Annotated in this window: 24 protein-coding genes; 12 read left to right on the forward strand and 12 right to left on the reverse strand. The window is 61.9% G+C overall.

Annotated features, from left to right (window positions below; genetic code table 11):
* Nucleotides 1–51: 51 nt before the first annotated feature.
* Together IF199_RS22385 and IF199_RS22390 are read right to left on the reverse strand one after the other, a co-directional pair.
* On the reverse strand, nucleotides 52–1,476 hold the full coding sequence (locus tag IF199_RS22385; RefSeq protein ID WP_192558736.1) for a sensor histidine kinase: 1,425 nt from the start codon (nucleotides 1,474–1,476) through the stop codon (nucleotides 52–54).
* Nucleotides 1,463–2,185 (reverse strand): response regulator transcription factor, encoded by a 723-nt coding sequence (locus IF199_RS22390; RefSeq protein ID WP_192558737.1) that lies wholly within the window; start codon nucleotides 2,183–2,185, stop codon nucleotides 1,463–1,465. The genes IF199_RS22385 and IF199_RS22390 overlap by 14 nt, the downstream gene beginning before the upstream one ends.
* 216 nt (nucleotides 2,186–2,401) lie before the next feature.
* Here IF199_RS22390 and IF199_RS22395 point away from each other — a divergent pair, with 216 nt between their 5' ends.
* Both IF199_RS22395 and IF199_RS22400 read left to right on the forward strand, forming a co-directional pair.
* Nucleotides 2,402–5,155, forward strand: coding sequence for a response regulator (locus IF199_RS22395; RefSeq protein ID WP_096818639.1), 2,754 nt, complete (start codon nucleotides 2,402–2,404; stop codon nucleotides 5,153–5,155).
* Nucleotides 5,156–5,238: 83 nt separating this feature from the next.
* The gene (locus IF199_RS22400) at nucleotides 5,239–6,228 is read left to right on the forward strand and encodes a 2-hydroxyacid dehydrogenase (RefSeq protein ID WP_102621004.1); all 990 of its coding nucleotides are present in this window, start codon (nucleotides 5,239–5,241) and stop codon (nucleotides 6,226–6,228) included.
* 10 nt (nucleotides 6,229–6,238) lie between these two features.
* Here the strand turns inward: IF199_RS22400 and IF199_RS22405 are convergent, their stop codons facing one another.
* Nucleotides 6,239–6,709: a hypothetical protein gene (locus IF199_RS22405; protein WP_096818020.1), complete on the reverse strand. Its 471-nt coding sequence runs from the start codon at nucleotides 6,707–6,709 to the stop codon at nucleotides 6,239–6,241.
* Between the two features lie 133 nt (nucleotides 6,710–6,842).
* On the opposite strand from IF199_RS22405, the gene IF199_RS22410 reads away from it, so the two are divergent.
* Entirely contained in the window at nucleotides 6,843–7,277 is a 435-nt protein-coding gene (locus tag IF199_RS22410; RefSeq protein ID WP_192558738.1) for a hypothetical protein, read from the forward strand.
* Nucleotides 7,277–7,681, forward strand: coding sequence for an META domain-containing protein (locus IF199_RS22415; RefSeq protein WP_096818024.1), 405 nt, complete (start codon nucleotides 7,277–7,279; stop codon nucleotides 7,679–7,681). Before IF199_RS22410 ends, IF199_RS22415 begins: the two co-directional genes overlap by 1 nt.
* 39 nt (nucleotides 7,682–7,720) lie before the next feature.
* On the opposite strand, the gene IF199_RS22420 is transcribed toward IF199_RS22415, so the two are convergent.
* Nucleotides 7,721–8,188, reverse strand: a complete 468-nt coding sequence (locus IF199_RS22420) for a TlpA disulfide reductase family protein (RefSeq protein WP_096818026.1) — start codon at nucleotides 8,186–8,188, stop codon at nucleotides 7,721–7,723.
* A 114-nt stretch (nucleotides 8,189–8,302) separates the two neighbouring features.
* On the opposite strand from IF199_RS22420, the gene arsC reads away from it, so the two are divergent.
* From arsC to IF199_RS22435, 3 genes are read left to right on the forward strand one after another with little or no spacing between them, the layout of a single operon-like run.
* Nucleotides 8,303–8,656 carry an arsenate reductase (glutaredoxin) gene (gene arsC, locus IF199_RS22425; RefSeq protein ID WP_011335489.1) on the forward strand — a complete coding sequence of 118 codons (354 nt, stop codon included), beginning with the start codon at nucleotides 8,303–8,305 and terminating at the stop codon, nucleotides 8,654–8,656.
* The gene (gene wrbA / locus IF199_RS22430) at nucleotides 8,653–9,249 is read left to right on the forward strand and encodes an NAD(P)H:quinone oxidoreductase (protein ID WP_192558739.1); all 597 of its coding nucleotides are present in this window, start codon (nucleotides 8,653–8,655) and stop codon (nucleotides 9,247–9,249) included. Before arsC ends, wrbA begins: the two co-directional genes overlap by 4 nt.
* A gap of 1 nt (nucleotide 9,250) precedes the next feature.
* The gene (locus tag IF199_RS22435; RefSeq protein ID WP_096818030.1) at nucleotides 9,251–9,676 is read left to right on the forward strand and encodes a DUF2069 domain-containing protein; all 426 of its coding nucleotides are present in this window, start codon (nucleotides 9,251–9,253) and stop codon (nucleotides 9,674–9,676) included.
* A 51-nt stretch (nucleotides 9,677–9,727) separates the two neighbouring features.
* Here the strand turns inward: IF199_RS22435 and IF199_RS22440 are convergent, their stop codons facing one another.
* Both IF199_RS22440 and ttcA read right to left on the reverse strand, forming a co-directional pair.
* Entirely contained in the window at nucleotides 9,728–10,402 is a 675-nt protein-coding gene (locus IF199_RS22440) for a DNA-3-methyladenine glycosylase I (protein ID WP_102621007.1), read from the reverse strand.
* 69 nt (nucleotides 10,403–10,471) lie between these two features.
* Nucleotides 10,472–11,296, reverse strand: a complete 825-nt coding sequence (gene ttcA / locus IF199_RS22445) for a tRNA 2-thiocytidine(32) synthetase TtcA (RefSeq protein ID WP_096818033.1) — start codon at nucleotides 11,294–11,296, stop codon at nucleotides 10,472–10,474.
* Nucleotides 11,297–11,585: 289 nt separating this feature from the next.
* Between ttcA and IF199_RS22450 the strand changes: the two genes are divergently transcribed.
* Both IF199_RS22450 and IF199_RS22455 read left to right on the forward strand, forming a co-directional pair.
* Nucleotides 11,586–12,188 (forward strand): Yip1 family protein, encoded by a 603-nt coding sequence (locus IF199_RS22450; RefSeq protein WP_053122787.1) that lies wholly within the window; start codon nucleotides 11,586–11,588, stop codon nucleotides 12,186–12,188.
* A gap of 160 nt (nucleotides 12,189–12,348) precedes the next feature.
* Complete coding sequence (locus IF199_RS22455; protein WP_096818035.1) at nucleotides 12,349–12,843, forward strand: SprT family zinc-dependent metalloprotease; 495 nt, start codon at nucleotides 12,349–12,351, stop codon at nucleotides 12,841–12,843.
* 1 nt (nucleotide 12,844) lies between these two features.
* On the opposite strand, the gene IF199_RS22460 is transcribed toward IF199_RS22455, so the two are convergent.
* Together IF199_RS22460 and IF199_RS22465 are read right to left on the reverse strand one after the other, a co-directional pair.
* On the reverse strand, nucleotides 12,845–14,026 hold the full coding sequence (locus tag IF199_RS22460) for a CaiB/BaiF CoA transferase family protein (protein WP_192558740.1): 1,182 nt from the start codon (nucleotides 14,024–14,026) through the stop codon (nucleotides 12,845–12,847).
* Nucleotides 14,027–14,184: 158 nt separating this feature from the next.
* On the reverse strand, nucleotides 14,185–15,519 hold the full coding sequence (locus IF199_RS22465) for a dicarboxylate/amino acid:cation symporter (RefSeq protein ID WP_096818039.1): 1,335 nt from the start codon (nucleotides 15,517–15,519) through the stop codon (nucleotides 14,185–14,187).
* Nucleotides 15,520–15,872: 353 nt separating this feature from the next.
* Between IF199_RS22465 and IF199_RS22470 the strand changes: the two genes are divergently transcribed.
* Nucleotides 15,873–16,871, forward strand: coding sequence for an AraC family transcriptional regulator (locus IF199_RS22470; RefSeq protein ID WP_192558741.1), 999 nt, complete (start codon nucleotides 15,873–15,875; stop codon nucleotides 16,869–16,871).
* Nucleotides 16,872–16,875: 4 nt separating this feature from the next.
* Here the strand turns inward: IF199_RS22470 and IF199_RS22475 are convergent, their stop codons facing one another.
* Both IF199_RS22475 and IF199_RS22480 read right to left on the reverse strand, forming a co-directional pair.
* Complete coding sequence (locus tag IF199_RS22475; protein WP_096818044.1) at nucleotides 16,876–18,222, reverse strand: ATP-binding protein; 1,347 nt, start codon at nucleotides 18,220–18,222, stop codon at nucleotides 16,876–16,878.
* Nucleotides 18,219–18,896 carry a response regulator transcription factor gene (locus tag IF199_RS22480; RefSeq protein WP_096818046.1) on the reverse strand — a complete coding sequence of 226 codons (678 nt, stop codon included), beginning with the start codon at nucleotides 18,894–18,896 and terminating at the stop codon, nucleotides 18,219–18,221. The genes IF199_RS22475 and IF199_RS22480 overlap by 4 nt, the downstream gene beginning before the upstream one ends.
* Before the next feature lie 206 nt (nucleotides 18,897–19,102).
* On the opposite strand from IF199_RS22480, the gene IF199_RS22485 reads away from it, so the two are divergent.
* Nucleotides 19,103–19,894 carry a dienelactone hydrolase family protein gene (locus IF199_RS22485; protein WP_096818048.1) on the forward strand — a complete coding sequence of 264 codons (792 nt, stop codon included), beginning with the start codon at nucleotides 19,103–19,105 and terminating at the stop codon, nucleotides 19,892–19,894.
* A gap of 93 nt (nucleotides 19,895–19,987) precedes the next feature.
* On the forward strand, nucleotides 19,988–20,713 hold the full coding sequence (locus tag IF199_RS22490; protein WP_192558742.1) for a 4'-phosphopantetheinyl transferase family protein: 726 nt from the start codon (nucleotides 19,988–19,990) through the stop codon (nucleotides 20,711–20,713).
* Between the two features lie 6 nt (nucleotides 20,714–20,719).
* On the opposite strand, the gene IF199_RS22495 is transcribed toward IF199_RS22490, so the two are convergent.
* Together IF199_RS22495 and IF199_RS22500 are read right to left on the reverse strand one after the other, a co-directional pair.
* A complete protein-coding gene (locus IF199_RS22495) occupies nucleotides 20,720–22,330 on the reverse strand; it encodes an ATP-binding protein (RefSeq protein ID WP_102621011.1) in 1,611 nt (536 codons plus the stop codon).
* A complete protein-coding gene (locus IF199_RS22500; protein ID WP_096818051.1) occupies nucleotides 22,327–23,049 on the reverse strand; it encodes a response regulator in 723 nt (240 codons plus the stop codon). The genes IF199_RS22495 and IF199_RS22500 overlap by 4 nt, the downstream gene beginning before the upstream one ends.
* Between the last annotated feature and the right edge of the window lie 327 nt (nucleotides 23,050–23,376).

Below are 23,376 nucleotides of genomic sequence, written 5' to 3' on the forward strand. Positions count from 1 at the left end.
TGGTGCGACTTTTTAAAGAGTGTCAGCAGTGCTGACACTTTCTTGTACCGCTCACACAATCTGCGGGCGATTCATGTCCACTGTGGGAGTTGGCTTGCCAGCAAAGGCGTCGGGAGTGGCGGCGCTATCATCGGCCACCAACCGCAAATTCAAGCGCAATCCCGACGGGCCGTTCTCAGCCCAAAGGCTCCCGCCCTGCCGCTGCACCGCATTCCTCGCAATGCTCAGCCCCAAACCAAATCCACCGTCCCCCGGCCGCGAGCCGTCGAGCCGGGTGAACGGCGAGAAGATCCGCTCCAGATCCGCCTCGGCCACGCCGCCGCCCTCGTCCTCCAGCCATAGATGCCAGTAATCCCCGTCACGCCGGCCATCCAGCCGCACGATGCCGCCCACTGGCGAATGCCGGATCGCGTTGCGCAGGATGTTTTCCAGCGCCTGGGCCAGGGTATTGAGATTGCCGCGCACCCAGCACGATGCATCCACCGCACATTGCAACTGGCCCACCGGACAGCAACTTTCGTAACAGGCGTTTTCCGTGAGCATTTCCCACAACGCCTGGATCTGGATCGCCTCGTCCGGCAGCGGTGCGCGTTCGGTTTCGAGCCAGGCCAGTTGCAGGGTGTCTTCGACCAACCGCTGCATGCCATCGACTTCGCGGCCAATGCGTTCGCGCAACGGCAACAGATTCTGTTCGCTTTCGCTGGCCACCCGCAGGCGACTCAGGGGGGTGCGCAGTTCGTGGGACAGGTCGCGCAACAATTGCTGTTGCAGGGCGACGGTCGATTGCAGGCGTTCGGACATCGAGTCGAAGGCCCGGGCCAGTTCGCCGAGTTCGTCCGGGCGCTGGGTGATGCCGCTCGACAGGCGCACATTCAATTGATCGGCACGCCACGCGTTGGCCTGCTCGCGCAGGTTGTTCAGCGGCACCACCAGCAAGCGATACAGGCCCACGCACAGCAACAGGGTGAACAGGCCGGGAATCACGCCGTTGGTGATCACCCGCCAGAACACTCGGTATTTGCCCGGCAGGAATCGCTCAGGCAACTCGATGACCAGGCTGCCGGCGGAGGGTTCTGCGGGAAAGGGAACACGCAACCACGGCCGGCCTTTCTTGTGAATCGGCCAGTCGAGCCCCCGCAGAAAGGTCAGGTGCTGGATTTCCTTTTCGTTCAATGGATCACGGCTCAGCGACTGCAAGTTGCCGTCGATCACACCGACCCAACCAGCTTCGCGCAATTCCATGCTCTGCAACCAGCGGTCGACGCCGTCACGCTGATCGCGCCGCCAAGCCGCTTCGGCTTCGGCGGCATAACGCGCGAGCGTGCCGCGAGCCTCGTCGGAGAGGAACTGATTGCGCTCCTCCATATAACGGCCCCAGGACCAGCTCAGCCAGATCATCAACAGACAGAACGCCACCAGCAGACAGGCCAGTTTCCAGAACAGCGAATGCCGACCCGGAAGTTCAGACACCCTCATCGACGGCGCTCAGAACGTAGCCCTTGCCCCACACCGTGCGCACTTCCCGCTCGGTGTAGCCAATCGATTTGAGTTTGCGGCGGATCTGGCTGATGTGCATGTCGAGGCTGCGGTCGTGGGCCGCGTAACCGCGCTGAAGTACATGCTGATAAAGGAAGGCTTTGCTCAGCACCTCTTCATCATTGCGATTGAGGGTTTCCAGCAAGCGGTATTCGCTGCGGGTCAGGCCGGCCGGTTGATTGCAGTAAGACACTTCGCATTGCTCGTCGTCGAAATGCAGACCGCCCGCCACCGCTGGCTCAGCGTTGACCGCCGGACGCCGATCGAGAGCGACCCGACGCAGGATCGCTTCGATCCGCACGTGCAGCTCCGCCATGCTGAACGGCTTGGGTAGATAGTCGTCAGCCCCCAGGCGAAAACCGCTGATGCGATCGGCCTCCGCCCCCAGCGCCGACATCAACAGCACTGGCGTGGAATGACTCTGGCGCAGTTGCGTCAGCACGTTCAGACCATCGAGGCCCGGCAACAGAATGTCCATCAACACCACATCGAACGGCTGGCGCCGGGCAATGCTCAGGCCTTCGCTGCCGTTCTGGCACCAGGTGACCTGGAAGCCGCTGCGCCCCAATTGCTCGTGAACATAGGCACCGAGCACGGGATCGTCCTCGATGGAAAGAATGCGTGGCTGGCCAACAGAGACAGGAGTCATGACTATCTGCAAATAATTCTCAGTTGGGCGATTATTCAAGATTGCCCGCCGCCCGGCAACCCAAGGTTGACCTGTCGGACAAATGACCGGCGCAGAAACGACGGATCGCGACATGATTTTTCCCGGGAATGCCCGCAAGCAAATCGCTACACTGCGCCCATGCCGCGTGCCGGAAGCACGCAAGAGTCAATGATCAGCGGGATGCAGGAGATAGGCGTGCTCAAGAAACTGGGAATCAAAGGTCGCGTGTTGTTGCTGACCCTGTTGCCGACCAGCCTGATGGCACTGGTGCTGGGCGGCTATTTCACCTGGACGCAGCAGTCCGACCTGCAGGCCCAATTGATGCAGCGCGGCGAAATGATCGCCGAGCAACTCGCGCCGCTGGTGGCGCCGGCCATGGGTCACGGCGATTCCGATCTGCTCGAGCGCATCGCCACCCAGTCCCTTGAACAGCCGGACGTGCGCGCGGTGACCTTCCTCGCACCCGACCGCTCACCACTGGCCCACGCCGGCCCGACCATGCTCAACCAGGCCCCCAGCGGCGACAGCACGCAACTGCTGCGGCGCAGCGGCAACGACGCCACCCGCTATCTGCTGCCGGTGTTCGGCAAGCATCGCAACCTCGCTGGCGAACTGATCCCTGAAGAGTCCGACCGCCTGCTCGGCTGGGTCGAACTGGAACTCTCGCACAACGGCATGTTGCTGCGCGGCTACCGCAGCCTGTTCGCCAGCCTGCTGCTGATTGCGGCGGGACTGGCCGGCGCCGCACTGTTGGCCCTGCGCATGGGCCGCACGATCAATCGCCCGATCAGCCAGATCAAACAGGCGGTCGCGCAACTCAAGGACGGCCATCTGGAAACCCGCCTGCCGCCCCTCGGCAGTCAGGAACTGGATGAACTGGCGTCCGGCATCAACCGCATGGCCGGCACCCTGCAAAACGCCCGGGAAGAATTGCAGCACAGCGTCGACCAGGCCACCGAAGACGTGCGTCAGAACCTGGAGACCATCGAGATCCAGAACATCGAACTGGACCTGGCCCGCAAGGAAGCGCTGGAAGCGAGCCGGATCAAGTCCGAGTTCCTCGCCAACATGAGCCACGAAATCCGCACACCGCTCAACGGCATTCTCGGTTTCACTCATCTGTTGCAGAAAAGCGAGCTGACCCCGCGCCAGCTCGACTATCTGGGCACCATCGAAAAGTCCGCCGACAGCCTGCTGGGGATCATCAACGAAATTCTCGACTTCTCGAAAATCGAAGCCGGCAAACTGGTGCTCGATCATATTCCGTTCAACCTGCGCGATCTGTTGCAGGACACCCTGACCATCCTCGCCCCCGCGGCCCACGCCAAGCAGCTGGAACTGGTGAGTCTGGTCTATCGCGACACGCCGCTGTCGCTGGTTGGCGATCCGCTGCGGCTCAAGCAGATCCTCACCAACCTTGTGAGCAACGCGATCAAGTTCACCCGCGAAGGCACCATCGTCGCCCGCGCGATGCTCGAAGAAGAACACGAAGACAGCGTGCAACTGCGCATCAGCATTCAGGACACCGGCATCGGCCTGTCGAACCAGGACGTGCGCGCCTTGTTCCAGGCCTTCAGCCAGGCTGACAACTCGCTGTCGCGTCAGCCCGGCGGCACCGGTCTGGGGCTGGTGATTTCCAAGCGCCTGATCGAACAGATGGGCGGCGAGATCGGCGTCGACAGCACCCCGGGCGAAGGCTCGGAGTTCTGGATCAGCCTGAGCCTGCCCAAGACCCGCGACGATGCCGAAGACCTGCCCGCCGCGCCGTTGCTCGGCCGCCGGGTAGCGGTACTGGAAAACCATGAACTGGCGCGTCAGGCGCTGCAGCATCAACTGGAAGACTGCGGGCTCGACGTCACGCCGTTCAATACTCTGGAAAGCCTGACCAATGGCGTCACTGGCGCCCACCAGACCGATCAGGCCATCGACCTCGCCGTGCTCGGCATCACCAGCAACGACATGCCGCCGGAACGACTCAACCAACACATCTGGGACCTCGAACACCTCGGCTGCCGGGTACTGGTGTTGTGCCCGACCACCGAACTGACGCTGTTCCATCTATCGGTACCCAACCCGCACAGCCAGCTCCAGTCCAAACCGGCCTGCACGCGCAAACTGCGCCGGGCACTGTCGGACATGGTCAACCCGCGCCAGACGCGCAGCGAACCCGGCGAACCGCTGTCGAGCCGTGCACCGAAAGTGCTGTGTGTCGACGACAACCCGGCCAACCTGTTGCTGGTGCAGACCCTGCTCGAAGACATGGGCGCCAAGGTGCTGGCCGTCGAAAGTGGCTACGCGGCGGTCAAGGCTGTGCAGAGCGAAACCTTCGATCTGGTCTTGATGGACGTGCAGATGCCAGGCATGGACGGGCGTCAGAGCACCGAGACGATCCGTCAGTGGGAAAGCGAACGCCATTGCACACCACTGCCGATCGTCGCCCTCACCGCCCACGCCATGGCCAACGAAAAACGCGCACTGCTGCAAAGCGGCATGGACGACTACCTGACCAAACCGATCAGCGAACGGCAACTGGCCCAAGTGGTGCTGAAGTGGACAGGACTGGCACTGCGCAATCAGGCACCGGACCGCAACAGCGAAAGCCTGGCGGGCCATCAGGACCTGCCGGTACTCGACCAGGAAGAAGGCCTGCGTCTGGCCGCCGGCAAGGCGGATCTGGCGGCGGACATGCTGGCCATGTTGCTGGCGTCCCTTGAGGCCGACCGCGAAGCGATCCGCAGCGCCCGCGACAGCCACGACCAGACTGGCCTGATCGAACGGGTGCATCGCCTGCACGGCGCCACCCGCTACTGCGGCGTTCCGCAATTGCGCGCGGCCTGCCAGCGCAGCGAAACCCTGCTCAAACAGGAAGACCCCAAGGCCTCCACCGCTCTGGATGAACTGGAGCGGGCGATCAATCGTCTCGCGGCGCAGGCGAAGATCAGCGCCTGATCCACGGCAATGCCGATCAACGCCCACGCGGCTAAAGTGGTCGCGGGTGATTCGCGCCCGCGTCGATGCTTCAGGAGGATTGCATGCGCACGATCGTTTTCAGCAGCCAGACCTACGACCGCGACAGTTTTCTCGCCGCCGACTGCCCGGCCGGCATCGAGCTGCACTTTCAACCGGCCCGACTGAGTCTCGACACGGCACCGCTGGCCGACCGGCACGAAGTGGTCTGCGCCTTCATCAACGATGACCTCAGCGCGCCCGTGCTGGAACGTCTGGCGGCCGGCGGAACCCGGCTGATCGCCCTGCGCTCGGCGGGTTACAACCATGTCGACCTGAGCGCCGCCAAACGCCTGGGACTGGTCGTCACGCGCGTACCGGCCTACTCGCCCCACGCGGTGGCCGAGCATGCCGTCGCATTGATTCTTGCGCTCAATCGCCGACTGCATCGGGCCTACAATCGCACCCGGGAAGGCGATTTCAGCCTGCACGGCCTGACCGGGTTCGATCTGGTGGGCAAGACCGTCGGCATTGTCGGCACCGGCCAGATCGGCGCGACGTTCGCGAAAATCATGCACGGTTTCGGCTGCGAGCTGCTGGCCTTCGACCCGTATCCGAACCCGGCCGTCGAAGCCCTGGGTGCGCGCTACCTGAGCCTGCCGCAACTGCTCGAACAATCGCAGATCATCAGCCTGCACTGCCCGCTCAACGAGCAGAGCAAGCACCTGATCAACCGTGATTCGCTGGCGCACATGCAGCCGGGCGCGATGCTGATCAACACCGGCCGCGGTGGTCTGGTAGACACCCCGGCGCTGATCGACGCCCTGAAGGACGGTCAACTGGGTTATCTGGGGCTGGACGTTTATGAGGAGGAAGCGCAGCTGTTTTTCGAAGACCGCTCCGACCTGCCATTACAGGACGATGTGCTGGCGCGGCTGCTGACCTTTCCCAACGTGATCATCACCGCGCATCAGGCGTTCCTGACCCGCGAGGCGCTGGGCGCGATTGCCGCCACCACCCTGCACAACATCGCGACCTGGGCGGCAGGAACGCCGCAGAACCAGGTCGAGGGCTGACAATCGATCGTCAGGCCGGAGGCGTAGCCGGGGAAATCGCCACCCAGAAAATCAGCAGCGCCAGCCAGCCGAAGCCAATCAGTCGCTGCTTGAGGGAATGGCCCCGGCGCAGCAGGAACCAGACAAAGATGATCGGCATCAGGAACGCCATGACCTTCAGCCAGCCCTCCACCGGGCGAGAGCCATCGGCATTCAACTGAAGTTCGACCGCTTGTTCGGCCTGTTGCCGGCGCCGGCGCCCAGCGGCGGCGGGCATTACTTTCGGCGCCGGGGCTGGAGTGGAAGCGGATTCTGCGACGAAAGCGTCGGCAACCGCCTTGTTCCGGGGCAGACTGCCAAAGGAAATCGTTGATGTCGCGGTGGCCGGTCGGGTCGCCTGCAGCGGTGCATGTTTCCCCGTCATCGGAGCCCCGCAATGAATGCAGGTCTTCGCTTCGGGGCTGATGCTCCGCTTGCATTCATAACATTCGATCAGCGCCATGTTCCGTTCCTTAGAGATGAAGGCGGCAGTTTGCCACGACTGTAGTGTCGATTTGAACCGGATCGAAGGTCGCAAGCGCGCGTTATTCTGCAATCAAGCCCGTGCTAGCATGTCGCGCATATTTGGAGGACCCATGGTCGAACACGATTTCCGCTACACCCTGATGAACCCGCAACACACCCTCACCGAATGCCGCGCCCTCGTACCGGGCCGTTATCAGGTTACCGGCAACGGTGGCTCGATCCGTATCGGCGACGTGCTGGTCGTGACCCTCAAAGGCAGCAAGGACTTGTCCATGCGCCTGACCGTCGACACCGTCCGCCACCTGATCAACCCGCCGGGTCAATGGACCGCGATGACCACCGGCCCGGTGTTCGGCGAACTGGCGATCCACACCTGGCAGGTCAACTGCGACAGCTGCGCCAAGGAACTGAGCTTCGAATTCGCGGTGGACGCCAAGCTCGGCAAACCGGCAGAAAAACCGGCCGCCACGGCGCGTATCGCCGAACTGGGCTGGAAAGCCGTCGATGACAAGCACCTGTGCCCGAAATGCCAGGAGCCGGCGTGATGAAACACCTGGCCCTGACCGCCGCTGTCGGCGCCGGCCTGATGGGTTGCGCCGCGGAGCCTGTGCAACTGCAACAGAACCGCAGCTACATTCTGGAGTGGATCGGCGAACGGCCACTGATGGACTACAGCCACCTGACCGTGACCCTGGGCGATGATGGCCGGGCGTATGGCAATGGCGGCTGCAACCATTGGTTCGCGCCTTACACCCTGGAAGGCGACAAGCTCAGCTTCGGCAAGATCGGCAAGACCCGCAAACTGTGTGCCCCGGCGCTGATGGAGCAGGAGCAACGCTTCCTCCAGGCGCTGGAGCGTGTGGAGCGCTGGGATATCTCGCCAATCGAGCAGATGCGTTTCTGGCCTGCCGAGGGCAAGCCATTACGCTGGTGGCTGGAAGAAGGCTGAGCCTTCCAATCGTTCCCACGCACAGCGTGGGAACGATCCTCAGTTGGCCGCCTTCAACGCCTCAAGCTTCGCCATCACCCCCGCCGCCGTCTGCTCGCCCATCAACTGTTCCCGCACCTTGCCCTTGTTGTCGATGATGTAAGTCACCGGCAAGGCCTCGCTGCGCGGCAGTTCGAACAAGTCCGCCGGATCCTGCGCCAGCACGGTGAACTTGATGCCGAGTTTCTCGCTGGCACCTTTCAGTTCTTCGCCCTGCACATTGTCGAAGTTGACCCCGAACACGCCGATCTTCTTGCTCTTGAGCTCGTCCGCCAGATGATTGAGTTCCGGGATTTCCGTGCGGCACGGACCGCACCATTCGGCCCAGTAGTTGAGCACGACCCATTGTTTGTCCAGACGCTCGGACGCCACCTTCTGCCCGTTCTGGTCAATGCCGTAGTCGTTACCGCAGCCCCCCAGCATCAACGCCCCGATGATCGTCAATGCCGCTGCCAGTCGCCGTGTCATGTCATGTTCCTTGTCAAAAATTGAATGCGCCTGCGACCCATCGCCTCCCAAGGTTCTGGATTGCGCGCTGCACAGTTAGAATAGCCGCCACTCTACGCAAGAAGCGACCCGCCCATGACCGATCTGACGCTTTATCACAACCCGCGCTGCTCGAAATCCCGCGGTGCGCTCGAACTGCTCGAAGCCCGTGGCCTGACGCCTAACGTGGTGCGCTACCTCGAAACGCCGCTGGACGCCGCGCAGATCAAGGCCCTGCTCGGCAAGCTGGGGATCAGCGCACGGCAACTGCTGCGCACCGGCGAAGACGAATACAAGACCCTGAACCTGGCCGATGCCAGTCTCACCGAGAAACAATTGATCGAAGCCATCGCGGCGCATCCGAAGTTGATGGAGCGCCCGATTCTCGAAGCCGGTGACAAAGCCGTGATCGGCCGTCCACCGGAGCAGATCCTGGAGCTGTTGCCGTGAGTGCGCCGTACATTCTGGTTCTGTATTACAGCCGCAGCGGTTCGACCAACGAGATGGCCCGGCAGATTGCCCGTGGCGTTGAGCAGGCGGGCCTCGAAGCGCGCCTGCGTACCGTGCCGGCGATCTCCACCGAGTGCGAAGCCGTGGCACCGGACATTCCCGATGAAGGCGCGCTGTACGCCACGCTGGATGACCTGAAGAACTGCGCCGGCCTGGCCCTTGGCAGCCCGACCCGTTTCGGCAACATGGCCGCGCCGCTCAAGTACTTCCTCGACGGCACCAGCAACCTGTGGCTGACCGGCGCGCTGGTCGGCAAACCGGCTGGTGTGTTCACCTCCACCGCCAGCCTGCACGGCGGTCAGGAAACCACGCTGCTGTCGATGATGCTGCCGCTGCTGCACCACGGCATGCTGATCACCGGTCTGCCCTACAGCGAATCGGCGCTGCTGGAAACCCAGGGCGGCGGCACGCCTTACGGTGCCAGCCATCACGCCGGGGCCGATGGCAAAAGCGGTCTCGATCAGCACGAAGTGGCGCTGTGTCGCGCACTGGGCGCACGCCTGGCCAAAACGGCTTTGAAGCTGGGGAACTGAGATGGCGAAAAAGCCGAAAATCCTGCCCGCCGTCGAATGGCTGGAGCCACGGGTAAGGGCAATGCGGGTGGTCAGTCTGCTGTGTTTCTTTGGATTGGCCGGACTGCTCGCCGCTTATTACCTGCTGTTCGCCGACCTGCATGGTGCGCGGCCGTGGGTGATTCTGCTGATCGAGCTGATCCCGTGGATCGTGCTCGCACCGGGCATGATCATGGGCAGCGCACGGGGGCATTCGTGGATGTGCTTTGTGGTGAACCTGTATTTCATCAAGGGCGCATTGGCGGCGTATGACCCGAGCCGGCAGCTGTTCGGCGTGCTGGAGATGATCGCCAGTCTGGCGGTGTTCTGCTCGGCGCTGCTGTATGTGCGCTGGCGGTATCAGTTGAACCGCAAGCTGGCTGGTGAGGGCGAAATCTCCGTCGCCTGACAGCTGTCCCGAGATCGTTCCCACGTTTTGCGTGGGAACGATCACTCGGTCTCAATGATTGACGGTATACGCCAGCATCATCGATATCTGGCTCATCGGTCGCCCGCCGCTTTCTTCATGCCACTGGTTGAACGCGCTCTGCACCGTCGCCAGATCCCGCAGACTGCTCGGCACCTTGTCGACGATCTTCTGTGCATTCAACGCCGCGACCACGTCGTAGCTCGGCACGAACGTGTCCTTGCCAACCATCCGCAGAAAGCGTGGCGCCGACAGCCCGCCCAATTGGTGGCCGTGCTTTTTCAGGTAGGTCCACAGGCCAACGATATCGGTCACCGGCCAGTCGGCGAGCAACGCGCCGAAACTGCCCTTCTCTTTCTCGACGTCCAGAATGAACTGCGCATTGCGCGGCACGCTTTTGAGTTTGCCCAGGTGACGGATGATCCGCGCATCCTGCATCAGCCGCTCAAGGTGTTCGGCGCTCATCAGCACGACTTTTTCCGGGTCGAACTTGAAGAACACTTCTTCGAAGGCCGGCCACTTGGCGTCCACCAGACTGTGCTTGAGCCCGGCGCGAAATACCCGCAGGGCCATGGTCGAGAGATAACGGTCGTCGCTGATCTGGCGCAGTTGCGTCGGGGTCTTGGGAACGGGCAGATGGGCTTCCAGTTCAGCCGCCGAACCGAAGCGGTTCAGACAGTATTCGTGCAGCCACTTGTAATCGCGCATGCCCTCTCCTAGAAAACGAATTGAAAACGGCGCCCGCGAGCGCCGTTTTTTTTCAAGCGATCGGATCGCTTACAGGTTCACCACGTTGACGAAACGCGAAGCAGCGGTTTCATCAATCTTCAGGCTGGTGAAATCGAACAGATTACGGTCAGCCAGTTGCGACGGGATCACGTTCTGCAGGCTGCGGAAGATGCTTTCGGTACGACCCGGGGTCTTGCGTTCCCAGTCCTGAAGCATTTCCTTGACCACCTGACGTTGCAGGTTTTCCTGGGAACCACAGAGGTTGCACGGAATGATCGGGAATTGCTTGAAGTCCGAGTAGGCCTGGATGTCTTTCTCGTTGCAGTAGGCCAGCGGACGGATCACCACGTTGCGCCCGTCGTCGGCGCGCAGCTTCGGCGGCATCGCCTTGAGGGAGCCGTTGAAGAACATGTTGAGGAAGAACGTCTCGACGATGTCGTCGCGGTGATGACCGAGGGCCATTTTGGTCGCGCCGATTTCGTCGGCGAAGGTGTACAGCGTGCCGCGACGCAGGCGCGAGCACAGCGAACAGGTGGTCTTGCCTTCAGGAATCAGCTCCTTGACCACCGAGTACGTGTCTTTCTCGACGATGTGGTACTCGATGCCCAGCTCTTTCAGGTAGGCCGGCAGCACGTGCTCGGGGAAGCCTGGCTGCTTCTGGTCCATGTTCACGGCGACGATCTCGAACTTGATCGGTGCAACCTTCTGCAGGTGCATCAGCACGTCGAGCATGGTGTAGCTGTCCTTGCCCCCGGACAGGCAGACCATGACCTTGTCGCCGTCTTCGATCATGTTGAAGTCGGCGACCGCTTCGCCGGCCAGGCGGCGCAGGCGCTTTTGCAGTTTGTTCTGGTTGACCGTAAGAGTGCCCATGACGCGAAATCCGTGAGGTGTGACGAAAGGCGGGCATTTTACGCAAAAACACCAGGGTTGTGGCCACAGGTTGTCGCCCCTTCGATTGCCCGTTTGCACAGACCCCGACGCGATTACCCCGCCGGTTTACAGCGCGATTTGCTCTAAGACCCTATCACCTGTGCGGTTAAGACCTTTCTATACTGCGACATAAGGTCGCACACAATCTGAAGACCTGTATTTGCTCGGCCACATTGGCCCGTAGGCGCTCCGCTGGGGGGCGATGGCAATAACGAGAGGAGTGACTGGCATGATCCATCACGTAGTGGGACTTTTTACCCACCCCGATCAGGAATGGAAGGAAATCCGTGGCGACCAAGAGGAAAGCATCAGCCACATGTACCTGACGCACACGCTGATTCTGGCAGCGATCCCCGCTATTTCGGCTTTTATCGGCACGACTCAGGTCGGCTGGGTGATCGGTAACCGCGCGCCGGTGATGCTCACCGTCGAAAGCGCGATCTGGATGACCGTCATGTCGTACCTGGCGATGCTCGGCGGGGTCGCGGTCATGGGGGCCTTCGTGCACTGGATGGCCCGTACCTATGACGCCAATCCGAGCCTGGCCCGCTGCGTCGCGTTTGCCACCTACACCGCGACGCCGTTGTTCGTCGGCGGGCTGGCGGCGTTGTATCCGCATATGTGGCTGGGGATGATCGTCGGCACGGCGGCCATCTGCTACACGGTGTACCTGCTGTATGTGGGTCTGCCGACCTTCATGAACATTCCGTCTGACGAGGGATTCCTGTTTTCCAGCTCGGTGCTGGCGGTGGGTCTGGTGGTGCTGGTCGCCATCATGGCGTTTACCGTGATTGTCTGGGGACTGGGCGTGGGGCCCGTCTACACCAACTGACGACCGATCCAACCCGAGAAGAACAAGATCCGCCAACACAGGCCGCCGCAAGGCGGCCTTCTCGTGCCGGTTGAAAAAGAGCGACGACCATTCGGCAGTTCGGCGATTCGCAACGCCCCGGGGTTGCGGCATACTCGACGCCTCTGGAGATCCATCAAGCATGCCCGAGCAACTCAATACCCGCGTCGAAGACTGTTTCCAACTCGCTGAATCCTTTTTCAAACGTCCTTTCAAACGCCCCGTGGTGAGCCTCAAGCTGCGCGGGCAAAAAGCCGGGGTCGCGCATCTGCACGAGAACCTGCTGCGCTTCAACCCGCAGCTGTATCGGGAGAACGCCGAACACTTCCTCAAGCAGACCGTGGCCCACGAAGTCGCGCACCTGATCGCCCATCAACTGTTCGGTGACCGCATCCAGCCCCACGGCGAGGAGTGGCAACTGATCATGCGCGGCGTCTACGAATTGCCGCCGGATCGCTGCCATACCTACGCCGTCAAACGCCGCAGCGTGACCCGCTACATCTACAAATGCCCGTGCGCCGACAGTGATTTTCCGTTTTCAGCCCAGCGCCATAGCCTGGTCAGGCAAGGTCGGCGCTATTTGTGCCGTCGCTGTCGCAACACCCTGGTGTTCAGTGGCGAGATGCGGGTCGAGTAAGTCAGGCGATCACTTTGGCTCGCCGCAGTTCGGCAATGCGCTCAACACTCAAGCCCAATTCTCCCAATACCTGATCCGTATGCTGCCCCAGCGCCGCCCCGACATGTCGCGGCGCCGGCAATACCTCGGAGAACTTCAGCGGACAAGCGATCTGCGCCTGCGAAGAGCCATCCCCACGGGGCACCTGCGCCACTAATTCCCGCGCCTGCAATTGCGGATGCTGCACCGCTTCCCCCAGATTCAATACCGGCTCGACACAGGCATCGATCCCGGCGAACAGCTCGCGCAGTTCAGCAAAGTCATGCTTCTCGAACTCGACCTTCAACGCCTCCTTGAGCGCCCGTTGCTGCTCGGGCTTGGGTGACAAGCCCTGGGCCGCCAGTTCCGGCCGGCCCAACGCTGCGCACAATTGCTGCATGAAGGCCGGCTCCAGACTGCCCACCGACATCCAGCGCCCGTCGCGGGAGCGGTAGTAATCGTAAAAACTGCCGCCATTGAGCATCTGATCCTCCCAGCGCGGTTCTTCACCGCAGGCCAGATACCCGGCGCCAGCCATGGCGTTCAGGCTGAACGCACAGTCAGTCATGCTCACATCCAGATGCGTGCCCTGCCCGGTCTGTTGGCGGGAAATCACCGCCGCCAGCAAGCCAATCACCCCGTGCAGCGAGCCACCCGCGATATCCGCCACCTGCATGCCCAGCGGCAACGGCCCGCTGTCGGCGCGGCCGGTGTAGCTGGAGAGCCCGGCCAGTGCCAGATAGTTGATGTCGTGTCCGGCGCGATCCTTGTACGGGCCGGTCTGGCCGTAACCGGTGATCGACACGTAAATCAGCTTCGGATTGATCGCCTTCAGCGCCTCGTAACCCAGCCCCAGCCGCTCCATCACACCGGGGCGAAACTGCTCCAGCACGATGTCGTAGTCCGCCAGCAACTGCTTGACCAGCTCCAGCGCCTCGGGCTGTTTGAGATCCAGCGCCAGGCTGCGCTTGTTGCGGTTCAGGTAGGCGTGGCTGGCCGAGATTCCGTGATCGTGGGGCGGCAAGACCCGCAACAGGTCGAGGCGAGTCGGCGATTCGATGCGCAACACCTCGGCGCCCATGTCCGCCAACAGCAGCGAGGCGAACGGTCCCGGCAGCAAGGTCGAGAAATCCAGAATCTTCAGTGAGGCCAACGGTGCAGACATGGGCGATCTCCATCAACGATGCTTGCAGCCTAGGCAGCCGTCGGCGATGGGGCAATTACCGGATGCATCAGTTGCTGTGACCGTTGCGCTCAAATCGCCCGCTCAAATCACAGACATGAAAAAACCCGCCGAAGCGGGTTTTTCCAATCAAGCGATGCTTACTTCACATTGCTCGGGGTTGGGCCTTCGGCCACACCCAGGTCGTCTTCGTGACGCTGGTCAACGATACCGCGACCGCCCGAGGCCAGCTCGGTTTGCAGCACGTCGGTGTCCAGTTCCTTGACCCACTTGGCCACAACGATGGTGGCAACGGCGTTGCCGACCAGGTTGGTCAGGGCGCGGGCTTCGGACATGAAACGGTCGATACCCAGGATCAGCGCCAGGCCGGCCACCGGCAGGTGACCTACCGCCGACAGGGTGGCGGCCAGCACGATGAAGCCCGAACCGGTCACACCGGCTGCGCCTTTGGAGGACAGCAGCAACACCACCAGCAGAGTGATCTGGTGAGTGATGTCCATGTGGGTGTCGGTCGCCTGAGCGATGAACACGGCCGCCATGGTCAGGTAGATCGCGGTACCGTCGAGGTTGAACGAGTAACCGGTCGGGATCACCAGACCCACTACCGATTTCTTCGCGCCCAGACGCTCCATCTTGATCAGCATGCGTGGCAGTACCGATTCCGACGAGGAAGTGCCGAGTACGATCAGCAGTTCTTCGCGGATGTAGCGGATCATCTTCAGCACGCTGAAGCCGTGCATGCGGGCGATACCGCCGAGCACGATCAGGATGAACGCCAGGCACGTGATGTAGAAGCAGATCATCAGTTGACCCAGCTGCACCAGCGAGCCGACACCGTAGGCACCGATGGTGAACGCCATCGCACCGAAGGCACCGATTGGCGCGAGCTTCATGATCATGTTGATGATGTTGAACATCACGTGGGCGAAGCGATCGATGAAGTCCAGGATCGGCTTGCCGTAGGCACCCAGGCGATGCAGGGCGAAACCGAAGATCACCGAGAACATCAGCACTTGCAGGATGTCACCGGTGGCGAACGCGCCGACGATGGTGGTCGGGATCACGTTGAGCAGGAAGCCGACGACGCTCTGGTCAGCGCCCTGTGCCACGTAGGTGGCGACTTTCGAGGCGTCGAGGGTGGCGACATCGATGTGCATGCCGTTGCCCGGCTGCACGATGTTGACCACGACCAGACCGACCAGCAGTGCGATGGTCGAAACGATTTCGAAGTACAGGAGTGCATAGCCACCGGTCTTGCCGACCGATTTCATGCTCTGCATGCCGGCGATGCCGCTGACCACGGTGCAGAAGATGATTGGCGCGATGATCATTTTGATCAGTTTGATGAACCCGTCACCCAGCGGCTTTACGGCCACGCCGAACTGCGGGTAGTAATGGCCGAGCGCAATACCGATACAGATTGCGACGATCACCTGGAAATACAGGGATTTGTACAGTGGCTGACGAGTCGTCATTGCAAAGTTCCTCAAGAGTCCCGCGTAGCAACATCCATCTGTTGAACGCGACACTTGAATTGCGAACCCTCCTGCACTGGAGGGATTTGTTGTGTCGAACGACGCTTTTCCGGACCGGCTCGGCGCACGCTTCTGTCGCTCTTATCGCAAACCTCGTGCCACTTTGGTGCAATTCGCTGCAAGCCTTTTGATATCAGGGGATGCAGGTTTTTCTGTGTCACCATTCGGTTACCCAAGTATGGCGGATTTCCGCCAACACACCGGGTCTCGTCCTACAATTTGGCGGAAATCCGCCTTGTTGCCGATCAAGGCCGCCGGCTACCATCGGTCGCCAGAGGAAGGATTTGTCGCTTATGCGCGAACGCACCATCGCCAGTCATTTCGCCCGTGCCGCCCTCGGTGGCGCACGCCGTCGCGGGTTCGATTATTCGGGCCTGCTGCTGCAGCTGGGCATCAGTCCCGAACTGCTCGACGAGCCGCGTGCGCGGATCGCCCCGGAACAATTCACCCAACTGATCCAGAACCTGTGGCTGGCCCTGGACGACGAATGCCTGGGCTTCGGCAACGCGCAGAGCAAACCCGGCAGCTTCGCCATGATGTGCCACGCCATCATTCATTGCCGCAGCCTGGAAAAGGCTCTGCAACGCGGCTTATTGTTTTATAGCCTATTCCCCGACGCTCCGCGCCTGACCCTGACCCATGAAGACGAATGGGTACGCCTGAGCCTCGACGATGCGCAATGGTGGGATCCGGATCACTTTCTCAGCGAGAGCCTGCTGGTGATCTGGCATCGCCTCGGCAGCTGGCTGATCGGCCAGCGGATTCGCCTGGAACAGGCCACTTTCAGCTACCCGAAACCGGTGCACGGGGCCGAATACGATTTGCTGTTCTCCTGCCCGCTGGAATTCTCGGCAACGCAAACCAGCCTGGTGTTTCACAGCCGCTATCTGCACATGCCGCTGTTGCAGGACGAGCGCACGCTCAAGCATTTCCTCGAGCGCTCCCCCGCCGACCTGCTGTCACGCCCGGATGACGGCAACAGTCTCAGCAGTCGATTGCGTCGCCTGCTCAGCCATGACAGCGCGCGCTGGCCGGACCTGGAAGCCGTGGCCGCGCACCTGCACATCAGCCCGCAAACCCTGCGTCGGCATTTGCGCGAGGAAGGCACCAGTTTTCAGGAGTTGAAGGACCAGTTGCGGCGGGACATCGCGATTTATCACCTGGGACGGGCAGATCTGTCGTTGCAACAGATCGCCGAACAGCTCGGGTTTTCCGAGCCTTCGGCGTTTCACCGGGCGTTCAAGAAGTGGACGGGGCTGACGCCGGGGGCTTATCGGGCGCAGGAACAGTAGGCGATCACACCGCCGGAAAATGAATCCTGAACGCCGCACCACCCATTGGTGAATCGCCCAGCGTCAGTTTCGCGTTGTAGCTCTCGATGATGTCCTTGACCACCGCCAGCCCGATCCCCTGCCCCGGATGCTGGCGATCCAAACGCTCACCCCGCTCGAGAATCCGCGCGCGCTGATGCTGTGGAACACCGGGGCCGTCGTCTTCGATGCACAACTCGATGCCGGCGAGGCTTTCGCGCACGCTGATGCGTACTTCGCCGAGGCACAGGCGATAGGCGTTTTCCAGCAGGTTGCCCATCATTTCCAGCAAGGCGCCCTGCTCGATCGGCACGTAGCAGTGTTCCGGCAGGTCGAACGCCACGCGTACGCGTTTGTCGCGGTAGACCTTGTCCAGCGTGTCGCACAGGCTTTTGAGCACCGGCCGCAGGCGCACCTGATGGCGTACCAGACCGCTTTTGCGCAGGCTGGCGCGCTGCAATTGGTAGCTGATCTGCTGGCTCATGCGTTCGATCTGGGTTTGCAGCACCCAGGCCTGATCGCGATCTTCTGGGCGCTGGGCCATGTCTTCGCTGACGCCCTGCAACACCGCCAGCGGGGTTTTCAGGCTGTGGGCCAGATCGTCGAGGGAGTCGCGGTAACGGCTGCGCTGCTGGCGTTCACTGTGCAGCAAGCGGTTGAGCGAGCCGGTCAGGCGCAGCAGTTCACGGGGGTGCTGTTCGCTGAGGCTTTCGAGGGTGCCGCCTTCGATTTCGTCCAGCTCCTGACTGAGCCGGCGCAAGGCTTTCAGGCCCCAGGTCAGGCCGATCCACAGCAGCGAGAGCAGCACCAGCAACGCGGCGCCGAAACCGAGGTAGAGGTTTTCCCGCAGGCCTTCGAGGGTGGTTTCGTATTCGCGTACCGGTTGCAGCGCGACGATGCTGAACGCCGCGTTCTTGCCGCCGAGCAGTTTGACTTCGACGTCATAGACGAAGAACTCCTGACCGCTGGCCTCACGAATCCGTGCGAACTCGTTACCCATCCCGTCATAACGCGGCTTGTAGTTGATCTGTTCTTCCTGGGTCGCTTTGGAGCGCCAGACCAGATGACCTTCGCGGTCGTAGATGTAACCCAACAGACGGAAATCGGCGAGGTTGAAACGCTCGTCCGGCAACTGCATCGGCATCACCAGCCGGCCGTTTTCAATCCGCGCGGCAGAAATCAGTGTGGTGACGTCCGAGGCCAGGCGCTGCTCGATCGAATCCTGCAGCGCCAGGCTGAACGCACCTTGCATCGCCGGGAGCAAGGCGAGCATGAACAACACCGCCAACGTGGTGGCGGCCAACATCAAGCGAACGCGAAGCGAACGGATCAAGTGCAGCGCTCATTGAACAGGTAGCCGAGGCCGCGCACCGTGTCGATCGGCTTGAATCCGGCCGGGCCTTCCAGCTTGCGACGCAGGCGCCCGACCAGCACTTCGATCACGTTCGGATCACGCTCGTCGTCATCCGGGTACAACTGCTCCATCAGGCGATCCTTGGGCACCACTTGCTGGTGGTGGCGCATCAGGTATTCGAGGATCCGGTATTCGTAGGCGGTCAGCGCCAGCGGCTGTTCATCGAGGGTCGCCTGTTTGCGATTGAGGTCGAGCAGCAGCGGCCCGGCGACAATGGAAGACTGGGTGAAACCGCTGGAGCGACGCAGCAGCGCATTGAGCCGTGCTTCGAGTTCTTCGAACTGGAACGGTTTGACCAGGTAATCGTCGGCGCCGGCGGCCAGGCCTTCGACCTTGTCCTGCCAGTTGCCACGGGCGGTGAGGATCAGGATCGGGAAGCTCTTGCCGTCCGAGCGCAACTGGCGGATCAGGTCGAGCCCGCCCATGCCCGGCAGGCCGAGGTCGATCACCGCCAGGTCAAAGTTGAATTGCCCGGTCTGGTACAGCGCCTCTTCGGCATTGGCCACGGACTCGACCACGTGACCGCTTTCCGTCAGGCGGGTTTGCAGGTGATGGCGCAACAGCGCTTCATCTTCGACGACCAACAGTTTCATGACGCTCTCCCGGGCAAATCAGAATCTCCAACAGCATACCTGCGACAACGGTGTACTGCCGCTTTTGAGGGTCCTGTTCATTTCTCCCCTCGGACATGATTCAAGCTTACTGAACCGGGCCTGTACCTGCCCTGAACACACCCTGAACCCGAGCGCAATCAAATGAACTAGGCTGTTTTGACCTTTTATTGTCAGGAGACCCGATCATGCGCCTGTTCCTTGCCCTCACCCTGCTCGCCTTCAGCAGCCTCAGCGCGGCAGCCATCAAGACCGAGGAAATCCCTTACCAGAGCGCCGACGGCACGAAACTGATCGGCTACTACGCTTTCGACGATGCCATAAAAGGCCCGCGCCCGGGCGTTGTAGTGGTGCACGAATGGTGGGGCCTCAACGACTATGCCAAGCGCCGCGCCCGGGATCTCGCCGGGCTTGGCTACAGCGCGCTGGCCATCGACATGTACGGTGAAGGCAAGAACACCGAGCACCCGAAAGATGCCATGGCATTCATGCAAGCGGCCACCCAGAATGCCGATGCGGCCAGCAAACGCTTCCAGGCCGGCCTTGATCTGCTGAAGAAACAACCGCAGACCGACACCGGCAAACTGGCCGCCATCGGTTATTGCTTCGGCGGCGGCGTGGTGTTGAATGCCGCTCGCCAAGGCGTACCGCTGGCGGGTGTCGTGAGTTTCCACGGCGCACTGGCCACCAACACCCCGGCGACACCTGGCAGTGTCAAAGCCAAAGTCCTCGTCGAGCACGGCGCGCTGGACAGCATGGTCACCGCCGACAACGTCACGGCGTTCAAATCTGAAATGGACAAGGCCGGCGCCGACTACAAATTCGTCAGCCTAGACGGCGCCAAGCATGGCTTCACCAACCCCGACGCGGATCGCCTGAGCCACGGCGATCACGGTGGCCCGGATATCGGCTACAACAAGGCAGCGGATGAAAAGTCCTGGGCGGACATGCAGGCATTCTTCAAGAAAATCTTTGGCTGAGCCGGAGTATGCTGATCGCTCCCACGTTCTGCGCGAGAGCGATCTGCACCAGCGCACTATTCAGCCTGAAGGCAACCCGGCAAAATGCCCGCCATGAATTCCAGCCCCCTCCTCCCCGCCTGCTGCACCCCGCTCGATGCCCACTGGCCGCTACCGACCGTGCTGCCGGACACCGTGCTGCTGAGCACTCACTTCAACCCGGCGCAACTGCTCGGCGATGACTTCCGCCGCAGCGCCATCGAACCGCCACCGAGCATCCAGCGCTCGGTGGCCAAGCGTCAGGCGGAGTTTCTGGCCGGGCGGATTTGCGCCCGGGCCGCGCTGCAACAACTGGAAGGTAAAAGCAGCGTCCCGGCCATTGGCGAGGATCGCGCACCCGTGTGGCCGGCACATATTTGCGGCTCGATCACCCACAGCACCGGCCGGGCGGCAGCGATTGTCGCCAACAAGCAGCACTGGCGCGGACTGGGCATGGACCTGGAAAACCTGCTCAACGCCGAAAGGGCCGAGCGGCTGGCCGGGGAGATTCTGACGCCAGCGGAGTTGCAGCGCATGGCCGCCGGCGCCCGCGATCAACTGGCGTTATGGGTGACTCTGACGTTTTCGGTGAAGGAAAGCCTGTTCAAGGCGCTGTACCCGATCGTCCAGAAGCGTTTCTATTTCGAGCACGCCGAGATGCTCGACTGGACCGAACAAGGTCATGTGCGGCTGCGCCTGCTGACGGACCTCTCCAGCGAATGGCGCAACGGCACCGAACTGGACGCACAGTTCGGGGTGCACGACGGGCAGTTGTTGAGCCTGGTCAGCATCCAGGCTTGAGCGGCTTCAGCGCCGCTCCTGATTCCGCGGCCAGCTCAGGCTGAAACACGCCCCGCCCAGACTCTTGCTCTTGCCGATCAGCGCCCGGCCGTCATGCCAGTGGATGATCCGTCGCACGATAGATAAGCCCAGGCCGTGCCCACCGGATGCCCGGGTACGGCTGTCGTCCAGCCGCAGGAATGGCGTGAAGATTTTCTCCCAGGCACTTTCCGGCACACCGGGGCCGTCGTCCTCGACGTCCACCCGGCAACGCATCTGCCCGACCTGATAACTGACCGTGACCCTTGAGCGCGCATGACGCATGGCGTTGCCCACCAGATTCTGCAAGGCGCGATGCAGGTAACGCGGCTCGGCCTCGACCCAGGCATCGTCGCAGTCGGCGGCCGACAGGCACAAACCACGTTGCACCGTGACGTCGGCACGCAGTGGCGCCAGTTCTTCGATCACCTGATTGACCAATGCATCGAGGTCGATGCGCTGGAAGGTCAGCGCCGGTGAACCCTGCTCCAGCCGCGCATAGGTGAGCATTTCGTCCACCAGCTTATCGAGGTCCTCGATGTCGTGGTCCATGCCTTCGCGGTACTTTTCCAGCGCTTGCGGGGTGGTGGCCGAACCGATCATTTCCAGACCGAAGCGCAGGCGCGCCACCGGTGTGCGCAACTCATGGGACACCGCACGCACCAGTTCACGCTGGATCGCCAGCAATTGCTGCAGGTGCTCGGCCATGCCGTTGAACGCCGCCGCCAGTTTCCCCACCGAGTCGGCGCCGCGGGCCGGCACCCGGGTTTCCAGACTGCCCTTGGCGATGCGCGTGGCCGCCGCTTCGAGACCACGCAAACGCCGTTCGAGCTGGCGCACCAATAAATAGACAATGAGACCGATCAGGCTCAGCCCCAGCGCGGCAATCAGCACCAGCCACTGCGGCGGGTACGGATTCATCTGATAGAGCGGACCGATTTCCAGCACCCACGGCGTACCGACCATCCCGGCGAACACCCGGATCGAGTCCCCGCCCTTGCCCAGCGCCATCACCGTATCGCCTTCCGACACGCGACGGCTCTGGTCTTCATCCATGTCGGCCTCGTTCACGGTGACCAGCCGCAGGTCGAAACCGAAGCCCTTCTCTTCCTTCAATTGCGCCAGTCGTTTGGGCTGCTCGCCCACCGGCACCCGCACCAGTTCATCGGCCAGCAGATAAATGGTCGCCCGTGCCAGTTGTTCACTGATCTGCTGCACCTCGCCCACCAGCACAAGCTGCTCCTTGTCGCTGACCAGTCGATAGACCTTTGCCGCGTGCGGCCCGGTTTGCTCGACCAGTGCCTGCCCGCGTTGCACGCGGGTGCGCTGGGTGAGATCGAGATCGGTCTGGGCGAAGGTTTTCAGTGCCAGCGGAATCCCCAGCAGCCGTTCCCACACCAGCAAGGCGCGGTGGCGCTCGGTTTCGTTCATCGGTTGCAGGTTGTCGGCCATCAGCGAAAACGTGCCGTGGGCCAGACGCTCTCGGTACTGCTCGCTGCGTACCTGGTTGAGCAGGTGCAGCGCCAGAACGCCGAGCACCGCCACCAGAATCAGCGCCGCGCACATGCCGCCGTAGATGCGCAGGAAGATCGAGTTCACAGCGGCAGTTCTACGCAGGCTTCAGGCACGAACAGATAGCCTTTGCTGCGCACGGTCTTGATCAGGCGCGGGTGATCGGGGTCGTCGCCGATCTTCGGACGGATGCGCGAGATGCGCACATCGATCGAACGGTCCTGGCCGTCGTAGCCGATGCCGCGCAGCGCGGTGAAGATTTCTTCCCGCGACAGAATCCTTCCGGCGTTGGACACCAGCAGCCACAGCAGATCGAATTCGGCGCTGGTCAGTTCGATGCCGCTGTCGCTCAGCCAGGCTTCGCGTAAGGCGTTGTCCACCACCAACGGGCCGAATTGCAGACGGCGTGGCTTGCCCGACGCCGGCTCCGGTGCGTCACTGCGTCGCAACAACGCCTGGATGCGCGCCAGCAACAGCCGTGGGCGAACCGGTTTGCACACGTAGTCATCGGCGCCGATGTCGAGGCCGAGGATCTGGTCGGCATCGTCGGTGCGCGCGGTCAGCATCAGGATCGGCCCGTCGTACTGGTCGCGCACTTTGCGGCAGATGCTCAGGCCGTCTTCACCGGGGAGCATCAGGTCGAGGATCACCAGGTCCGGCTGTTCCTTGATGATTCGCGCCGCCGCCAGGGCTCCGTTGCCTTCGATCTCCACGCGCAATCCATTGGCTTGCAGGTATTCGCGGGTCAGTTCGGCCAGACGCTGGTCGTCCTCGACTATCAATACCTGCCAGGCTTCTTGCTCCACGGATGACCTCTGCTTGCCGATGTTGCGAATAAAGGAAGGATCCTCCCGTCTTTTTGTCATCTTTAAGGAGGATAAGAATGCGTGTGACAGGGCCGATTGTATAAACGGCGTACAGCGAGAACACAAGTCGGTAAATGCGTTCGGACAAGGCCGTTTTTTGTGATAGGGTTCGCGCCCTTAAAAATCCGCTGAAGCGTTTTTCCCGAAGAGAAAACAGTGACAAACGGTCTAACTCAGCAGGTTCGCGGCCTACAAAGGAATTCCCTGTTTCGCACACAATTTACGCACAGGGTTATCCACAGGCTGTCCGTTGCAATCGCCCCCCAA

Origin of the sequence: Pseudomonas allokribbensis (genome assembly GCF_014863605.1) — a bacterium.
In the GTDB taxonomy this organism is placed as follows: Bacteria; Pseudomonadota; Gammaproteobacteria; order Pseudomonadales; family Pseudomonadaceae; genus Aquipseudomonas; species Aquipseudomonas allokribbensis.